The organism is Gephyromycinifex aptenodytis, assembly GCF_012277275.1.
GTDB classification, from domain to species: domain Bacteria; phylum Actinomycetota; class Actinomycetes; order Actinomycetales; family Dermatophilaceae; genus Gephyromycinifex; species Gephyromycinifex aptenodytis.
In genome coordinates this window covers 854,985-870,718 of the sequence record NZ_CP051155.1, presented here as the reverse complement: position 1 = coordinate 870,718, position 15,734 = coordinate 854,985, and the positions used below count along the sequence as shown (strand labels likewise).

At 65.6% G+C, this 15,734-nt stretch carries 13 protein-coding genes and 2 tRNA genes; 12 read left to right on the top strand and 3 right to left on the bottom strand.

From position 1 onward, the window contains the following. Positions 1–20: 20 nt before the first annotated feature. Both G9V96_RS03655 and pepN read right to left on the bottom strand, forming a co-directional pair. On the bottom strand, positions 21–1,364 hold the full coding sequence (locus G9V96_RS03655; protein ID WP_226913626.1) for an MFS transporter: 1,344 nt from the start codon (positions 1,362–1,364) through the stop codon (positions 21–23). 2 nt (positions 1,365–1,366) lie between these two features. Continuing rightward, a complete protein-coding gene (gene pepN, locus G9V96_RS03650; protein WP_168581824.1) occupies positions 1,367–3,949 on the bottom strand; it encodes an aminopeptidase N in 2,583 nt (860 codons plus the stop codon). A gap of 102 nt (positions 3,950–4,051) precedes the next feature. Here pepN and G9V96_RS03645 point away from each other — a divergent pair, with 102 nt between their 5' ends. From G9V96_RS03645 to G9V96_RS03620, 6 genes are all read left to right on the top strand, one after another. Next, positions 4,052–4,657 (top strand): mycothiol-dependent nitroreductase Rv2466c family protein, encoded by a 606-nt coding sequence (locus G9V96_RS03645; protein ID WP_210424456.1) that lies wholly within the window; start codon positions 4,052–4,054, stop codon positions 4,655–4,657. A gap of 54 nt (positions 4,658–4,711) precedes the next feature. After that, positions 4,712–5,173: a ribose-5-phosphate isomerase gene (locus tag G9V96_RS03640; RefSeq protein ID WP_168581822.1), complete on the top strand. Its 462-nt coding sequence runs from the start codon at positions 4,712–4,714 to the stop codon at positions 5,171–5,173. A gap of 122 nt (positions 5,174–5,295) precedes the next feature. Continuing rightward, positions 5,296–6,405, top strand: a complete 1,110-nt coding sequence (locus G9V96_RS03635; RefSeq protein WP_168581821.1) for a PP2C family protein-serine/threonine phosphatase — start codon at positions 5,296–5,298, stop codon at positions 6,403–6,405. A 179-nt stretch (positions 6,406–6,584) separates the two neighbouring features. Next, complete coding sequence (locus tag G9V96_RS03630) at positions 6,585–7,457, top strand: hypothetical protein (RefSeq protein WP_168581820.1); 873 nt, start codon at positions 6,585–6,587, stop codon at positions 7,455–7,457. After that, on the top strand, positions 7,454–7,903 hold the full coding sequence (locus G9V96_RS03625) for a phage holin family protein (RefSeq protein WP_168581819.1): 450 nt from the start codon (positions 7,454–7,456) through the stop codon (positions 7,901–7,903). The genes G9V96_RS03630 and G9V96_RS03625 overlap by 4 nt, the downstream gene beginning before the upstream one ends. Then, on the top strand, positions 7,900–8,607 hold the full coding sequence (locus G9V96_RS03620; RefSeq protein WP_168581818.1) for a DUF3618 domain-containing protein: 708 nt from the start codon (positions 7,900–7,902) through the stop codon (positions 8,605–8,607). Before G9V96_RS03625 ends, G9V96_RS03620 begins: the two co-directional genes overlap by 4 nt. A 495-nt stretch (positions 8,608–9,102) precedes the next feature. Here the strand turns inward: G9V96_RS03620 and G9V96_RS03615 are convergent. Next, positions 9,103–9,173 (bottom strand) — tRNA-Gly (locus tag G9V96_RS03615). Between the two features lie 138 nt (positions 9,174–9,311). Here G9V96_RS03615 and G9V96_RS03610 point away from each other — a divergent pair. From G9V96_RS03610 to clpX, 6 genes are all read left to right on the top strand, one after another. Beyond that, positions 9,312–9,385: transfer RNA gene (locus G9V96_RS03610), tRNA-Pro, on the top strand. A 145-nt stretch (positions 9,386–9,530) separates the two neighbouring features. Beyond that, entirely contained in the window at positions 9,531–10,913 is a 1,383-nt protein-coding gene (gene tig / locus G9V96_RS03605; RefSeq protein WP_168581817.1) for a trigger factor, read from the top strand. Between the two features lie 287 nt (positions 10,914–11,200). After that, a complete protein-coding gene (locus G9V96_RS03600) occupies positions 11,201–11,821 on the top strand; it encodes an ATP-dependent Clp protease proteolytic subunit (protein WP_319643826.1) in 621 nt (206 codons plus the stop codon). Positions 11,822–11,847: 26 nt separating this feature from the next. After that, positions 11,848–12,501, top strand: coding sequence for an ATP-dependent Clp protease proteolytic subunit (locus tag G9V96_RS03595; RefSeq protein WP_168581816.1), 654 nt, complete (start codon positions 11,848–11,850; stop codon positions 12,499–12,501). A gap of 238 nt (positions 12,502–12,739) precedes the next feature. Further along, positions 12,740–14,218, top strand: coding sequence for an arginine-ornithine antiporter (gene arcD / locus G9V96_RS03590; protein ID WP_168581815.1), 1,479 nt, complete (start codon positions 12,740–12,742; stop codon positions 14,216–14,218). A 180-nt stretch (positions 14,219–14,398) separates the two neighbouring features. Continuing rightward, positions 14,399–15,688 (top strand): ATP-dependent Clp protease ATP-binding subunit ClpX, encoded by a 1,290-nt coding sequence (clpX, locus tag G9V96_RS03585; protein ID WP_168581814.1) that lies wholly within the window; start codon positions 14,399–14,401, stop codon positions 15,686–15,688. The last annotated feature ends 46 nt before the right edge of the window (positions 15,689–15,734 follow it).

Genomic DNA, 15,734 nt, shown 5'->3' with positions numbered 1-15,734 from the left:
CGCGGCGGCGCGGTGGCGCCTCAGAGTTGGCGGGCGGGGCGGCTCTGCTGGGTTTTCACCGGTAGCAGCAGCACCAGCCCCAGCAGCAGCACCAAGGAGATCCCCAGAATGCCCCAGTGCTGGGCGTTGCCGGTTTCCACTCGGCTGCCGATGCTGATGGACAGGGTGACCATCGCCGGGGACAGGAAGCTCACGGCTCGTCCGGTCGTGGCGTACAGGCCGAATATCTCTCCTTCACGCCCTTCGGGGATGACACGGGCCAGTAGGGAACGAGAAGCGGACTGAGCCGGTCCGACGAAGATGCACAGGACGAGTCCCAGGATCCAGAAGATGCGGGCGCCCTGATCGTGTAGGACGAAGATGCCGAACCCGGCCAGCACCATGAGCACCAGCGACCCGACGATGACCCATTTAGGTCCCACCCGGTCATCGAGTACCCCGAAAGCGATGGTGGCGATGCCTGCCACGACGTTTGCGGCGATACCGAACACGATGACGCTGCTGGCGGAGAAACCGAACGTGCCGGCAGCGATGACCGCCCCGAAGGTGAAGACGCCCGCCAGCCCATCGCGGAAGACGGCAGAGGCAAGCAGAAAGAAGAGCGTGTGCGGATGTTCCCGGGCCAGCCCGCGCACTGTGCCCCACAGCGCTACATAGGAGCCGATCAGCCCCAGACCCTTCTCCCGAGGCGCATGCTCACGAGGCTCGTCGCGCACGGTGAGCAGCACCGGCAGGGCGAACAGAGCGAACCAGGCCGCCGCGACAAGCATCGAGACGCGCACGTTCAGGCCCTGCTCCGTGCTGACCCCGAACCAGCCGACCTCGGGTTGGATGAACCCGACGAACAGGATGAGCAGCAGCACGATCCCGCCCAGATAGCCCGCGCCCCAACCCAGCCCGGAAACCCGTCCCACGGTCTCCGGGGTCGAGACCCGGTGCAGCATGGCGTTGTAGTTGACGCTGGCGAACTCGAAGAAGACGTTGCCCGCCGCCACCAGCCCCACGCCCCACCACAGCAGCGACGGGTCCGGTTTCACGGTGAACATCAGCGCCGAGAGCACCACCACGATCAGCGTGTTCATGCCCAACCACCACGCTGATCGGCCGGCCCGGTCAGCGCGTTGGCCGGTGACCGGCGCGAACAGGGCTACCGCTAGCCCGGCGACGGCCATGCCGGTGCCGAGTGCAGCCGTGCTGGCGTCGGTCTCCCCGAAGCTCTTGCTGGTCAGGTAGACGGTGAAGACGAAAGTCGTGATGACGGCGTTGAACGCAGCCGAACCCCAGTCCCATAACGCCCACGCGACGACGCTCTTGCGGCCGGTGTGAACGGAGGCGCTGGAAGGCTGGGGGGTGACCCGGTCCAGGTTCACCCCTGGCCGTCCCGGCTCTGAGCCCGACACGCGCGGGCCACGCCGTCACGGTTCTCAGCGACCAGGCGCCGCAAGCCGGCCGGGGCGTCCGGGTGCGCATCCAGCCATGCCTGGGTCTGCTGCAGTAGCTCCGGCCCGGCCAGCGCCGAGGGGTAGAACTGCTCGACAACCGATTCAGCGATGGCATGGGTGCGTCCGGACCACACCGAGATCAGGGCGTCGTGGTAGCGCTGCACGAAGGGGGCGAGCAGGTCGAGGTCGTGCACCCGCTGGAAGCCTTCGGCGACGGCGTCCAAGGTCTGGTTCGGCAGGTTGTCCCGCTCGACGGCAGAGATGAACGCATTCTCTTTCGACTCAAGGGTGGGCACGGCTGCGCGGGCGCGCGCAGCGCGCTCCCGACCGGTAGCGGTGCCGTCCCGTTCCAGTTCGGCGACGATCTCGGCTTCGCCGGCCACAGCGGCCGTCACCAGAGAGGTCAACAGTGTCCAGCGCATCTCGGTATCCAGGGCCAGCCCCGGGGGTGTCTGGCCCTCGAACCAGGCCTGAATGAGCGAGGTGTCTTCCGGGGTTCGGGCATACGAGGCGAAGGCGGAGACGAACTGCAATTGTGCGTCGCTGCCTGGCTCACAGTGAAGGGCCAATTCCTTGAGCCGTCCGCTGATCGCGGCGTGTGTCTTCGCCCTGGCCTCAGGGGCGGTGTACTGATGCAACGCCGTAGCGATCCGGCCCAGGAGATGGCGCCGCAGTGTCGAATCGAGGTCGGCGTCCAAGACGCCCAGAGACAGGGCGATGAAGTCCCGCGCCGACATCTGGGCGTCGCGGGTGGACTCCCAGGCCGCCCCCAGGACCAGCGAACGAGCAAGGCTGGGAAGGGTCCTCGCGTGCTGGGTCACGCTGTGCAGCGACTGCTCGTCCAGAGCGATCTTGGCGTAGGCCAGGTCGTCATCGTTGACGAGCAGCAGGTCGGGTCGCGGCTGACCGATCAGGTCCGGGACCGGCGTGCTGGCCCCCTGGACGTCCATTTCGATCCGTTGGCGGCGATGCAGCAGTCCGTCGATGAGGTCATAGCAACCCACCGCCAACCGGTGCGGGCGCAGCGTCGGGTGCTCCGGGGTTGCGCTCTGGTCGATGCTGGCCGCGCTGATGAGGCCGTCGCGCCCGGTCTCGATGTGGGCGCTGAGCGTGGTGACCCCGGCCGTCTCCAACCACGCCTTGGACCAGGAACGCAATTCGCGACCTGAGGTGGCTTCCAGCTCGGTGAGCAGGTCATCCAAAGTCGTGTTCTTCCAGGCGTGCCGGACGAAGTAGGCCCGCAGCCCGGCGGTGAACGCCTCACGTCCCACGTAGGCCACGAGTTGAGCCAGTACGGAGGCGCCCTTGGCATAGGTGATGCCGTCGAAGTTGACCTCCACATCCTCCAGATCCCGCATGTCGGCGGCGATCGGGTGGGTGGAGGAGAGCTGATCCTGCTGGTAGGCCCAACTCTTCTCCGAGGTGGCGAAGGTGGTCCAGGCTTGCGTCCATTGCGTTGCTTCGGCCAGAGCGGTGTTGGAGGCCCACTCGGCGAAGGACTCGTTCAGCCAGAGGTCGTCCCACCAGCGCATCGTGACCAGGTTGCCGAACCACATGTGGGCCAGCTCGTGCAGGATCGTCAGCGCCCGCCGCTCGATGATCGCTTCGGTCACCTTGGCCCGAAAAACATACATCTCGTTGAACGTCACCGCGCCGACGTTCTCCATCGCCCCGGAGTTGTACTCGGGGGTGAAGATCTGGTCGTACTTCTCGAACGGGTAGGGCAGCCCGAACTCCTTCTCGAAGAAGGCGAACCCCTTCTTGGTGCAGTCGAAGATGTTCTCGGCGTCCAGGTGTGGCAACAGCGAACTGCGGCAGTACAGGCCGAGCGGCACCGTACGGCCGTCGCCCAGCGTGACCGAATCTTCGACGCTTGCGTACGGGCCGGCGAGCAGCGCCGTCAGATAGCAGGAGATCAGGGGAGTGGGGGCGAACTCCCAGCGGGCCACTTCCACCTGGGTCCCGGCCACTTCACGGGTGTCTGCCGGGCTTGGCTGAGCGCCGGGTTGGTTGGAGATGACGGCCCATCGCGCGGGGGCGCTCACTGCGAAGGTGAAGTGCGACTTCAAGTCTGGCTGCTCGAAGACGGGGAACATCCGGCGCGAGTCCGCGACCTCGAACTGGGTGTACAGGTAGGTCTCGTTGTCGACCGGGTCCAGAAAACGGTGCAGCCCTTCACCGGTGTTCATGTAGCGCCCGTGCGCCTGGATCAACAGCTCGTTCTCGGCGGCTAGGTCCGGAAGCTGCACCCGCGAATCCGCATAGTGCTCGGTCGGGGACAGCTCAGCCCCGTTCAGCACGATTCGATCCACCGATTCGCCGATGAAGTCGATGAAGGTGGACTCGCCGGGGCGTTCGCAGGAGAACCGCACTCGGGCCGAAACCGGGAAGGTTGCACGATCGGGGTCCAGAGCCTCGACGATGTCGAGCTCAACCTCGTAAGACGAAACAGATAGTAGTTCGGCCCGCGTGCGGGCTTCCTCGCGCGTGAGATTCTGACCCGGCACGGACGTCTCCTTATGGGGTGCCTGCGCAGCGCGCGCAGCAGCGTACTGACGGATACCTGGCCTGCATCCTGTCACGCCGCGGCGACTGGCAGGATGGGCTTCATGAGCATGCAAACGCGTATGTGGTTCGACCCCCTGTGCCCTTGGGCCTGGCTGACCTCACGATGGCTGATGGAGGTCGAGACGGTTCGTGACGTTGAGGTCCTGTGGTCAGTTATGAGCCTGTCGGTGCTCAACGAGGGCCGCGACGACCTGCCCGATGACTACCGCGCCATGCTGGAGACGGGCTGGGGGCCGGTGCGTGTCATCACCGCCGCCAAGCGCGAGCACGGACAAGACGTGGTCAAGGGGCTCTACGACCAGATGGGTACCCGGCTGCACCTGCAGGGGCGCCGCGACATGCCGGCGATCATTCAGGAGTCGCTGGCGGCCCTGGATCTGCCGGCGTCGCTGGCCGATTTCGCCAGCAGCCACGAGGTTGACGACCTGCTCCGCGCCAGCCACGGCGAGGCCATCGCGCTGGTCGGTGATGAGGTGGGCACGCCGGTGATCGAAGTGGATGGGGTCGCCTTCTTCGGCCCGGTCCTTTCCCCGGCACCCAAGGGAGAAGCCGCCGGTCGACTCTGGGATGGGTGCGTTCTCGTTGCCGGCACCCCCGGATTCTTCGAAATCAAACGCAGCCGCGATGTAGGCCCCATCTTCGACTGAGACCGCACCCACTGCACACCCCCGACGCCCCCTGCACGTATCCAAAGGAGTTCCATGAAGATTCACGTCGGCGCCGACCACGCGGCCTATGAGGTCAAGAACGAACTGGTCGCCTACCTGCGCGAGCAGGGTCATGACGTCACCGATCACGGACCGGCTGAATACGACCCCCAGGATGACTACCCCATGTTCGTCATCCCGGCCGCGCAGGCTGTCGCTGCTGACGACATGTCGTTGGGTCTCGTGCTCGGAGGGTCGGGCAACGGTGAGCAGATCGCGGCCAACAAGGTTGCGGGCGTGCGCGCGGTCCTGGCCTATGACGCCGAAACAGCCAAGCTCGGCCGGGAGCACAACGACGCCCGGGTTGTCTCCATCGGCGCGCGGCTGACCGACCTGGCCACGGCCAAGGAGATTCTCGACGTCTTCCTCACCACCGACTTCACGGGGGAAGAGCGCCACCAGCGCCGGATCGACCTGATGAGTCGTTTCGAGGCCACCGGGAGTTTGACGGAGTAAGCGATTGCAGGCCGTGGCGGACCTACGACATCCAGCGCCGATACCAGGGCGCCGGTCCGCGGTGGCGACGTGGCATAGTGACCGGTTTGTCACCCTAAACGTGTGCGACTAAGGTCCGACAGATGCCGAGCATTTCCGCCCGCGCCCCGCGCCGACGTCCCGAGGTACTGACGTCACGCGGGTTGCGGGCGGTGGCCCCGGACGGGCCGGCGAACGCTCAGGCGGTCTCGGTACTGCTCGTGCTCATCACGGTGAGCCTGTTGTTCACCGCCCTAACCTCTCCCGGCAGTGTTCCTTGGGCGGCTTTCCTACCGGCCATCGTCATCTCGGGTGTGATGCATCGACCTACCGAGCACGCGCTCATTGCCGGGTTTTCGTTGAGCGCCATCGTCATCGGCGGAGTGCTGCTGAATGACACCCGAGATGCGCTGGGTTCCTTCGTCGCCGGCATGCTCATTGCGGCTGTCACGATGTGGCGTTCGAGCTGGCGTGCCCGGGTGGGCGTGCAGGGGCGCGGCGGCGAAACGCTGCTGTACGAGTTGAGCGGCGATCTGAAGGCTCGGGCGTGCATGCCGCAGCTGATCTCCCCATGGCGGGTTGAGAGCTGCGTCAACTCCGCGCACGGACATCCCTTCTCCGGGGACTTCATCGTCGCGCACCGCAATCCGGGCAGTGATCGGGTCGAAATCGTGCTGGTCGACGTTTCCGGTAAGGGCCTGAAGGCTGCCTCCCGCGCGGTGCAACTCTCCGGTGCCCTGGACGCGCTGCTGGGTGCGGTACCGGCGCACCAGTTCTTGGCGGCCGCCAACGATTACGTCTTGCGGCAGGGATGGCAAGAGGGTTTCGCGACCGCGATCCACCTGTTCGTTGATCTGGGCACGGGGGAGTTCTTGGTGCGGCGCGCAGGGCATCCACCGGCTGCGACTTTCCTTGCTGGTTGCGGGGACTGGGAGGTGCTGGACGGTCGCGGCGGGCCCGCCTTGGGCCTGCTTCCCGGCGCCGACTATCCCTGCGAGAGCGGCACGCTCAACCGGGGCGACGCCGTCCTGCTCTACTCCGACGGGCTAGTGGAAAAGCACGACCGCACCTTGGACGACGGGATAGACCGGTTGCTCGGGAAGGCCGAATACCTGGTTCCGTGCGGTTTCACCGGGGGCGCCCAAGAATTGTGTGACCAGGCGGCCAGCGGCGAGGACGACGATCGCGCGGTCGTGCTCTTCTGGCACGACTGAGACCCAACTACTGCCGCTTCGGAGCCGCCCCAGGAGGCGAGCGGCGGTGGACTTGCTCGAGCGTCCGAAAAAGTCACGCCTCGATGTTTCGGCCTACGCACCCACGGGTATTGGAGCAGGTAACGCTTGCCTCAGGAAGTCGGGCGTTGGACGCATCATGAGGAGAGGACACAGCACACATGTCGCAACCATTCGAGCAGGCGGGCGCCACCGCGGCAACTGGGAATCCGGTGAACCCGACCGGGCCCGGGTCGACGGGTGCCAAGCACGATGAGAACTCAACCAAGGACGTAGCCAAGGACCGCGCCGCAGGCGTGGCCGATGACGCCAAGCAGAACGCAGCCGAGGTTGCAGGCACCGCGAAGGAGGGCGCCGCCCAGGTTGCCGACTCCGCCAAGCGCAGCGCCACCGAGGTTGCCGGCACGGCCAAGGCCGAAGCCCAGCAGGTCCTGGACGAGGCTGGCCAGCACGCTGCCGCCCTGTTCTCCCAGGCCCGCGAAGAAATGTCGACGCAGTTCGGCACTCAGCAGTCGCGTCTGACCGAGACGCTGCGCACGCTCAGCTCCGACCTGTCCAGCATGGCGCAGGGCGAAAAGCCGGCCCCCGGCATCGCCAGCGACCTTGCTCACCAGGCCTCGGGTCAGCTGCATTCGTACTCGCAGTGGCTCGACGAGCGCGGCCCGGCCGAGCTCCTGGAGGAGGTCAAGCGCTTCGCCCGTCGCAAGCCGGGGACCTTCTTGGCCGTGGCTGCTGTCACCGGTCTGGTCGCCGGTCGCTTGACCCGCAGCATTGCCGATGATGCACGCAGTGACGACGAGCCGAACTACTCCGGCACCGAGTACACCCGCATGCAGCGTCCGGCTGCCGGCTACGACGCAACCCACGTACAGCCTGCCTACACCGAGCCTGGCTACGTCCAGCCCGCCTACGCGGGTCAGGATGGCGTGGTTGACACCACCGGTGTCGACTCGGCAGCTCGTGGTCAGTCGAGCCCGCAGTACGGCGGCGCCGGCGACTACCCGGGCACTGCCGGGAACGAGGGCCGCCGATGAGTACGTCCGCTACGGGCTCGGGCGACCGCGTCCACCAGGACGCCTACTCGGCTGCATACGACGAGGACATGAGCCTGGGCGAGCGTCTGGGCAACATCACCGCCGACATGTCTACGCTGATCCGCCAAGAGATCGCCCTGGCCAAGGCCGAGGCGACGCAGTCGGGCAAGCAGGCCGGCAAGGGCATCGGGATGTTCGCCGGGGCGGGCGTGGCCGCACTCCTCGTGCTCATCTTCTTCTCGTTGGCGCTCGCCTGGTGGATCGGCTCCGCTTTCGAGCCGCTCAACCTCGGCTGGGGTGCCCTCGCTGTGACGGTCCTGTGGGCCATCATCGCCGCGGTCCTTGCGATCGTGGGCAAGAAGCAGTTCAAAGACATCGGGATGGAGCAGACGGTCGACTCGGCCTCGCGTATCCCGGACGCGATGAAGGGAAACGAGACGGCATGAGCAACCAAGACCCCGACCAGATCCGCGCCGAGATCGACAAGACGCGCCGGGACCTGTCCCGCAACGTCGACGCGCTCTCCGAGCAGGTCAAGCCCGGCAACATGGCTCGCCGCCAGGGCGAGAAGATGACCGGCGCCGTGAACAGCGTCAAGGAACGCATCATGGGCACCGCTGAGGAGGTCCGTGACCGGGTCGCCGACAACGGTGACAACTCCTCGATGCGCGCCGAAGACGTTCGCGACCAGGCCGCTCGGCGCCTCACCGAGGTCCAGGACACTGTCGCTGGCGCGCCGACCCAGGCGCGTCGCCGCACGCAGGGCAACCCGCTGGCTGCTGGGCTCATCGCCCTGGGCGCCGGTTGGCTGTTCGGCTCCCTGCTGCCCTCCACCGAACGTGAGCAGCAGGCTTCGCTCGCGCTCAAGGAGAAGGCTCAGCCGCTGGCCGAGAACGCCCAGCAGATGGCTAAAGAAGCAGCCGAGAACCTGAAGGCGCCCGCCCAGGAGGCTGCGGCGGAGCTCAAGGAGTCGGCCACCATCGCGGCCGAGAACGTCAAGGCCGAGGGCCAGGGCGCAGTCGAAGACGTCAAGGCCCAGGGCCAGGATGTCGCCAAGGATGTCAAGGACAAGGGCCAGAACGCGGCCCAGGACGTCAAGGGCTCTGCTCAAGACGCCAAGGACGACGTTCAGAAGACCCGCCAGTCCTGATTGAGGCAGCGTGCAAGGGGGCCCCTACCGTGGCATAGGTAGGGGCCCCCTGCCGTTCCTGGCTGCCCGGGGCGTGCCGCGGTTCACTGTGGGCGGCGGCGCGGACACGGTGCCGCGCAGCAGGCCGCTAGTTCTGCGCCAGCGCCCGGTGTGTGCCACCGCGATGAGATCTCCTGCTGCTCGGGCGGTCCGCAGTGACATTGCTGCCCAAGCAACCGGGCCCACGCTCCGCAAACGCACTCATTCTGTGGAGTCTGGCTACTGACCTGAGCGAGCGCCTTCGATGTCCCGTAGACCCCGTGGGCTTGTCGCGCAGCGAGGTGGGTGAACGCCCGCACCTACGCGCCTACGAGGCTCGAACACCGGCAGGGCGCGCCATGAGGTGCCGGTTGTGCTGCCGCACGCTCGGACACGGGCCGGCGAAGGTAGCGAGCGGCCGCGGTGTTGACGACTACCGAAGTAGGGCACCGGAGCGGCCTTGCGAGAGAAGAAGTGAGCGGGTGACGAGAATCGAACTCGCGTAGCCAGTTTGGAAGACTGGGGCTCTACCATTGAGCTACACCCGCATGCGGTTACCCGCGCGCAGCAGCATACCGCTCGGACGCCCCACCTTCGAATCGGCCATCCAGAACGTTACGAATCGCCGGTCTTTACGGGGGGTGCGATCGGCAGAGTGTCACAACCGGGTTAACATGGGGCGTTCACGGGCTGTGGCGCAGCTTGGTAGCGCGCGTGCTTTGGGAGCACGATGTCGCAGGTTCAAATCCTGTCAGCCCGACCGATCGGCGGTGACACAGTTGAAATTCCGACTGTGTCTACCAGACCGGTAGCATTGAACGACGATCCGCCGTGCCGTACCTGGCGCGGGGGAGTCGAGCAAGACGAACACCGAACATCCGTCGCCGACAGCTGGAGTGCGCGCAGTGAAGAGTTCCGTCGAGACCCTTTCTCCGACCCGGGTCAAGATGACCGTTGAGGTCCCCTACGAGGAGCTCAAGCCAAGCGTCGATGCGGCCTACAAGTCGATCGGTGCACAGATTTCTGTGCCTGGCTTCCGCCCCGGCAAGGTCCCCGCCCGTCTGATCGAGCAGCGCGTCGGCAAGGGGGCTGTCCTGCAGGAGGCCGTCAACGAAGCGTTGCCCAACCTCTACGGGCAAGCCCTGGCCGAGAACGAGGTTCGCCCCATGGGGCAGCCCGAGGTCGACCTGACCGAGTTGCCCACGGGCGAGGGTGAGCAGCTGGTGTTCACCGCAGAACTCGATGTGCGGCCCACCATCGAGCTTCCCGACTTCTCCAGCATCGAGGTCGTCGTCGACCCCGTTGACGACAGCGGCCTGGAGGAAGAGACCAACAACCGCCTCGAGGAGCTGCGTAAACGCTTCGGCACCCTCGTCGGTGTGGAGCGCCCCGGCGCAGAGGGTGACTTCACCACGATCGATATCCGCGGTGAGATCAACGGCGAGGAGATCGACGCGGTCAGCGGCGTCTCCTACGAGATCGGCACCCGCACCATGGTCGAAGGCCTCGACGACGCCCTGATCGGGATGAGCGAGGGCGAATCCAAGACTTTCAACGCCCCCCTTGCCGGTGGCGAGCACGAGGGCCAGGAAGCCGAGATCACCGTCACTTTGACGGCGCTGAAGGAGCGCGAACTCCCCGAGCTGGACGATGACTTCGCCCAGATGGCTTCGGAGTTCGACACGCTGGAGGAGCTCACCGCTTCGCTGCGTGAGCAAGCCAAGCAGGCCAAGTCCTTCGAGCAGGGCATCGCAGCGCGCGACAAGATCCTCGAGCACCTGCTGGACACGGTCGAGATCGCGCTGCCGGAGTCTGCGGTCGAAGCCGAGATTCAGGCGCACTTCGAGAACGGTCAGCACGATGACCAGGACGACGAGGCGCACCGCACCGAGGTCGAAGAGAACGTTCGCAAGGCGCTGCGCAGCCAGCTCCTTCTCGACGAGATCGCCGAGAAGACCGAAGTGCAGGTCGGCCAGCAGGAGCTCATCGAGTACCTCATCATGACCGCCCAGCAGTACGGCATGGAGCCCGGACAGCTGGCACAGGCGATGCAGGAAGGTGACCAGATCCCGGCCATGGCCAGCGAAGTCGCCCGCCGCAAGGCGCTGGCATCGGTCATGGAACAGGCCAAGGTCACCGACACCAACGGTGAGGTTGTGGACCTGAGCGCCGCCGTGGACGGCTCGGACGAGGATGAGTCGGACGGCGACCAGGCCGGCGCCGAGGCCGAGGAAGAGTCCGCGCCGGTCGCGGACGGTGCGGTCGAGGCCGAGAGCGACGAGAAGTAAAGCGACACAGAGGACAACGACCCTGAGGGCTGGACTTCGGACCCCGAGCACTGCCTGGCCTGCCCGGCTGGCAGGTTCGAGGTGTTCCAAAGTCCAGCCCTCAGTGGCGTTTCGCCCGATGTCTCAGGGTGGGTCCCAGCTCGCCCCGTCCGCCGTGGGCGAACAATGGGATGGTCCCGCAGCTTCACGGCGTTAGGGACGATGTGGATGTAGGCCAGGACGGTCCGGCAAGAACCACGACGAGCATCACCGAACGTGCCGAGCATGATGGCAGAGATGGAGAAAGCGTGAGCCACAGCAGCGACATCGTCGCCGCCGAACCCGGCCCCAAGGGCGGGCTCGACGACCACATTTACAACCGGCTCCTCAAGGAGCGCATCATCTTCCTCGGATCGGATGTTCGCGACGACAACGCGAACGCCATCTGCGCGCAGCTGCTTCTGCTGTCTGCTGAGGATCCCGAGCGCGACATCTGGTTGTACATCAACTCCCCGGGTGGCTCGATCTCTGCGGGTATGGCGATCTACGACACGATGAACTGGGTCCCCAACGACGTCTGCACGGTCGCCATGGGTATGGCCGCCAGCATGGGCCAGTTCCTGCTGTCCGCAGGCGCCAAGGGCAAGCGTTACGCAACGCCACACAGTCGCATCCTCATGCACCAGCCGCTGGGTGGCATCGGCGGCACCGCCACGGACATCAAGATCCAGGCCGAGCAGATGCTGTTCATCAAGCGTCAGATGGCTGAGCTCATCGCGGAGCACACTGGTCAGAGCGTCGAACAGATCACTAAGGACTCCGATCGCGACCGCTGGTTCAGCGCGCAGGAGGCCAAGGAGTACGGGTTCGTCGACCACGTGTTCACGCAGGCGAGTGACACCCCCGGCGCCGGCGGCACGCAGGCTTGATCCCCATCGCAGACTTGGAGTCTTATATGAACATCACTCCGGCGCCGCGCATCGCCGTCCCCAGCCCGTCCAGCCGCTACATCTTGCCGCAGTTCGAGGAGCGCACCTCCTACGGCATGAAGCGCACCGATCCGTACACCAAAATGTTCGAGGACCGCATCATCTTCCTCGGCTGCCAGGTGGACGACGCTTCGGCGGACGACATCATCGCCCAGCTCATCGTTCTGGAGAGTCAGGACCCTGACCGGGACATCGTCATGTACATCAACTCCCCGGGTGGCTCGTTCACGGCCATGACGGCGATCTACGACACGATGCAGTTCATCCGACCCGACGTTCAGACCTTCGTCGTCGGGCAGGCTGCTTCTGCAGCGGCAGTGCTGCTTGCCGCCGGTGCCCCCGGTAAGCGCTACGCCTTGCCGAACAGCCGCGTGCTGATCCACCAGCCGGCACTTGCCGGTGGTGACTACGGTCAGGCCAGCGACATCGAGATTCAGGCCAACGAAGTGTTCAGAATGCGCACCTGGTTGGAGGAGACGCTGGGAATGCACTCCGGGCGTGCCCCCGAGCAGGTCAACGAAGACATCGAGCGCGACAAGATTCTCTCGGCGGCCGAGGCCAAGGAGTACGGCCTCATCGACGAGGTACTCGAGAGCCGCAAGGCCTCGCGACAGGACTGAGCGCCAGTACGACGCTGCAGAAAACGGGCCGGAACGTCTATCCAGACGTTCCGGCCCGTTCGTTTCGCTGCCAGACCGCACGCGGCAAAGGTGTGGCCGGCTACGTGCACCCCCACCCGTCGCAGACAAAGACGTAGTGATTCGCGCCCTTTTCTTCCAAAATGGGCGATTATTCGGCGCTTCAGCAGGCATCCTGTAAAGCCTTGGGCCTTACCGGGCCCCTATGGAGGTGACCTTGATGCCTACTGCAGCGCGTCACGCCCGATCTGCGTCCTCTGATCCAGACCAAGGACCGGGGGCGGGTCTGCCATTTGCTGCCCTGACGGCTTTGGTCGTGGGTTCGATGATCGGGGGCGGCATCTTCTCCCTGCCCGCCCAGATGGGCGCTGTGGCGGCACCGGGTCCTGTCCTGATCGGTTGGCTGATCACCGGCGTCGGCATGCTCATGCTGGCCTTCGTCTTCCAAACGCTGGCCACCAAGCGGCCCATGATCGACGGTGGCGTCTACGGTTACGCCCGCGCCGGCTTCGGCAACGTCGTCGGGTTCTCCTCCGCGTGGGGCTATTGGGTCAGTGCCTGGGTGGGCAACGTCGCCTACTTCGTCCTCCTGTTCGGCACGCTGGGTTTCTTCTTCCCCCAGTTCGGCGAGGGCACCACCCCGCTGGCCATCCTGTGCGGGTCGGTGCTGTTGTGGGCTTACACCGCACTGGTGCTGCGGGGAGTGCGAGAGGCGGCGCTGCTGAATGCGGTCGTCACCGTCGCCAAGATCGTCCCGATCGTGCTATTCGTCGTTCTGACCGCGATCGCCTTCAAGCTTGAGGTGTTCACGGCCGACTTCTGGGGTCGGATGACCCGGATCGAAGGGGCCAGCCTGGGCTCGACGATGGACCAGATCAAGGGCACCATGCTCGTCACCGTCTGGGTTTTCATCGGCATCGAGGGCGCGAGCATCTTCTCCAAGCGGGCAGCCAAGCGCTCCGATGTCGGTCGCGCGACGGTGCTGGGGTTCCTCGCCGTGTTGGCCTTGCTCGTCTTCGTCAACCTGGTTTCCTACGGCGTCATGGCGCAGGCGGATCTCGCCGGCCTCGCCGAGCCGTCGATGGCGGGGGTTCTGCAGTCTGTGGTGGGTGGCTGGAGTGGTCTCCTGATCTCGATCGGGCTCATCGTCTCGGTGCTTGGTGCCCTGCTGAGTTGGACGCTGTTGTGCGCCGAGATTCTGCTGCGTCCGGCCAAAGACGGCGTCATGCCGGCTTGGATGGGCAAGGAGAACCGCCGCGGCGCCCCCGTCGGAGCGGTGTTGGCCACCTCGGCGTGCATCCAAGGGATGCTGCTGTGGACCCTGGTGAACGAAGGCACCTACACCAGCCTCATCTACTTGGCCTCGGCCCTGGTGCTGCTGCCTTATCTGCTGGCGGCCGCCTACCAGGTGCTGACTGCCATCTGTGATCGCGGCACCGGCGAGCAACTGACGACCAAGGACCTGGTCGTAGGCATCCTGGCACTGATCTACGCAGCCTGGTTGGTGTACGCGGCCGGGTTGGCCTACGTGCTGATCGGCTGCCTGTTCTACCTGGTGGGGGGCCTCTTCTACGCCTGGGCCCGGATCGAGAGGGGCCGTCCGGTGCTGCGCGGGGCCGAGTACCTGGTCGCAGCGTTGATCGTGCTCGGCTCGGTGTTCGCCGTGCTCGGATTCATGAATGGGGCGATCTCTATCTGAGTCGTCCTTGCCTGAGCAGCGCCCCCGCCGATGAGTTCAAAGGGGGCGCTTGTCTCTGTCCGCCCTCAGCGGAACGGGGTGCCGGTCGCCCGACACCGCGCTTCAATGGAGCGAGTGTGGATGTGGGGGCGGTAGCGTCGCCTAGGCACAGCGGAGAACGCAGACCATGAGGGAGGACGCGTGGCACGTATCGGTGATGGGGGAGACCTACTCAAGTGCTCTTTCTGCGGCAAGAGTCAGAAGCAGGTCAAGAAGCTCATCGCCGGCCCTGGCGTCTACATCTGCGATGAGTGCATCGATCTCTGTAACGAGATCATCGAGGAAGAGCTCGCCGGGGCCAGCGAACTGGGGCTGGAAGAGCTACCCAAGCCCCGCGACATCTACGACTTCCTGCAGCAGTTCGTCATCGGCCAGGACGGCGCCAAGAAGTCGCTGGCGGTTGCGGTGTACAACCACTACAAGCGCATCCAGGCCGGCGAGGGCATCAAGAAGGGCGACGAGCAGGTCGAGATCGCAAAGTCGAACATCTTGCTCATCGGTCCCACCGGCTGCGGTAAGACCTACCTCGCCCAGACCTTGGCCAAGATGCTCAACGTGCCGTTCGCCATCGCTGACGCCACGGCGTTGACCGAGGCTGGCTATGTCGGGGAGGACGTCGAGAACATCCTGCTCAAGCTTATCCAGGCCGCTGACTATGACGTCAAGAAGGCCGAGACCGGCATCATCTACATCGATGAGGTCGACAAGGTCGCGCGCAAGAGCGAGAACCCCTCCATCACCCGTGACGTCTCCGGGGAGGGCGTTCAGCAGGCGCTGCTGAAGATCCTGGAGGGCACCACAGCCTCGGTGCCCCCGCAGGGCGGACGCAAACACCCCCATCAGGAGTTCATCCAGATCGACACGACGAACGTCCTGTTCATCGTCGGTGGTGCGTTCGCCGGGCTGGAGAAGATCATCGAGTCGCGCGCCGGCCAGACAGGTCTGGGCTTCGGCGCAGCGTTGAAGACAGCGAAGAAGCCGGATGAGTACTTCGCGGACGTCATGCCCGAGGACCTGATGAAGTTCGGGTTGATCCCGGAGTTCATCGGCCGGCTGCCCGTCATCACCACCGTGGCGCCGTTGGACCGCGAGGCGTTGGTGCGGATCCTGGTCGAGCCGCGCAACGCCCTGGTCAAGCAGTACAAGAAAATGTTCGAGATCGACGGCGTCGAGCTAGAACTCACCGACGGCGCGGTTGAGGCGATCGCGGAGCAGGCGTTGGAGCGCGGTACAGGTGCGCGCGGGCTGCGGGCCATCATGGAAGAGGTTTTGCAGCCGGTGATGTTCGATGTGCCAAGCGACGAGGACATCGCGCGCGTCGTAGTCACCCGCGAGGTTGTGGTCGACCGCGTGACCCCCACCGTGGTGCGTCACGGCGGGGCTGGGACGTCGCGTCGCGGTAAGCGTTCGGAGCGTCGCGAGTCGGCCTGAGTGGATGCGGTTCCAGCTTGAGGCAGGTGGGGCAGGGCCGCGTCAG

Bases quoted from the DNA above. Each gene is read 5' to 3' on its own strand.
- G9V96_RS03645 (WP_210424456.1), top strand. From the start codon at position 4,052: ATGAGCATGCAAACGCGTATGTGGTTCGACCCCCTGTGCCCTTGGGCC.
- G9V96_RS03640 (WP_168581822.1), top strand. From the start codon at position 4,712: ATGAAGATTCACGTCGGCGCCGACCACGCGGCCTATGAGGTCAAGAAC.
- G9V96_RS03635 (WP_168581821.1), top strand. From the start codon at position 5,296: ATGCCGAGCATTTCCGCCCGCGCCCCGCGCCGACGTCCCGAGGTACTG.
- G9V96_RS03630 (WP_168581820.1), top strand. From the start codon at position 6,585: ATGTCGCAACCATTCGAGCAGGCGGGCGCCACCGCGGCAACTGGGAAT.
- G9V96_RS03625 (WP_168581819.1), top strand. From the start codon at position 7,454: ATGAGTACGTCCGCTACGGGCTCGGGCGACCGCGTCCACCAGGACGCC.
- G9V96_RS03620 (WP_168581818.1), top strand. From the start codon at position 7,900: ATGAGCAACCAAGACCCCGACCAGATCCGCGCCGAGATCGACAAGACG.
- G9V96_RS03595 (WP_168581816.1), top strand. From the start codon at position 11,848: ATGAACATCACTCCGGCGCCGCGCATCGCCGTCCCCAGCCCGTCCAGC.
- arcD (WP_168581815.1), top strand. From the start codon at position 12,740: ATGCCTACTGCAGCGCGTCACGCCCGATCTGCGTCCTCTGATCCAGAC.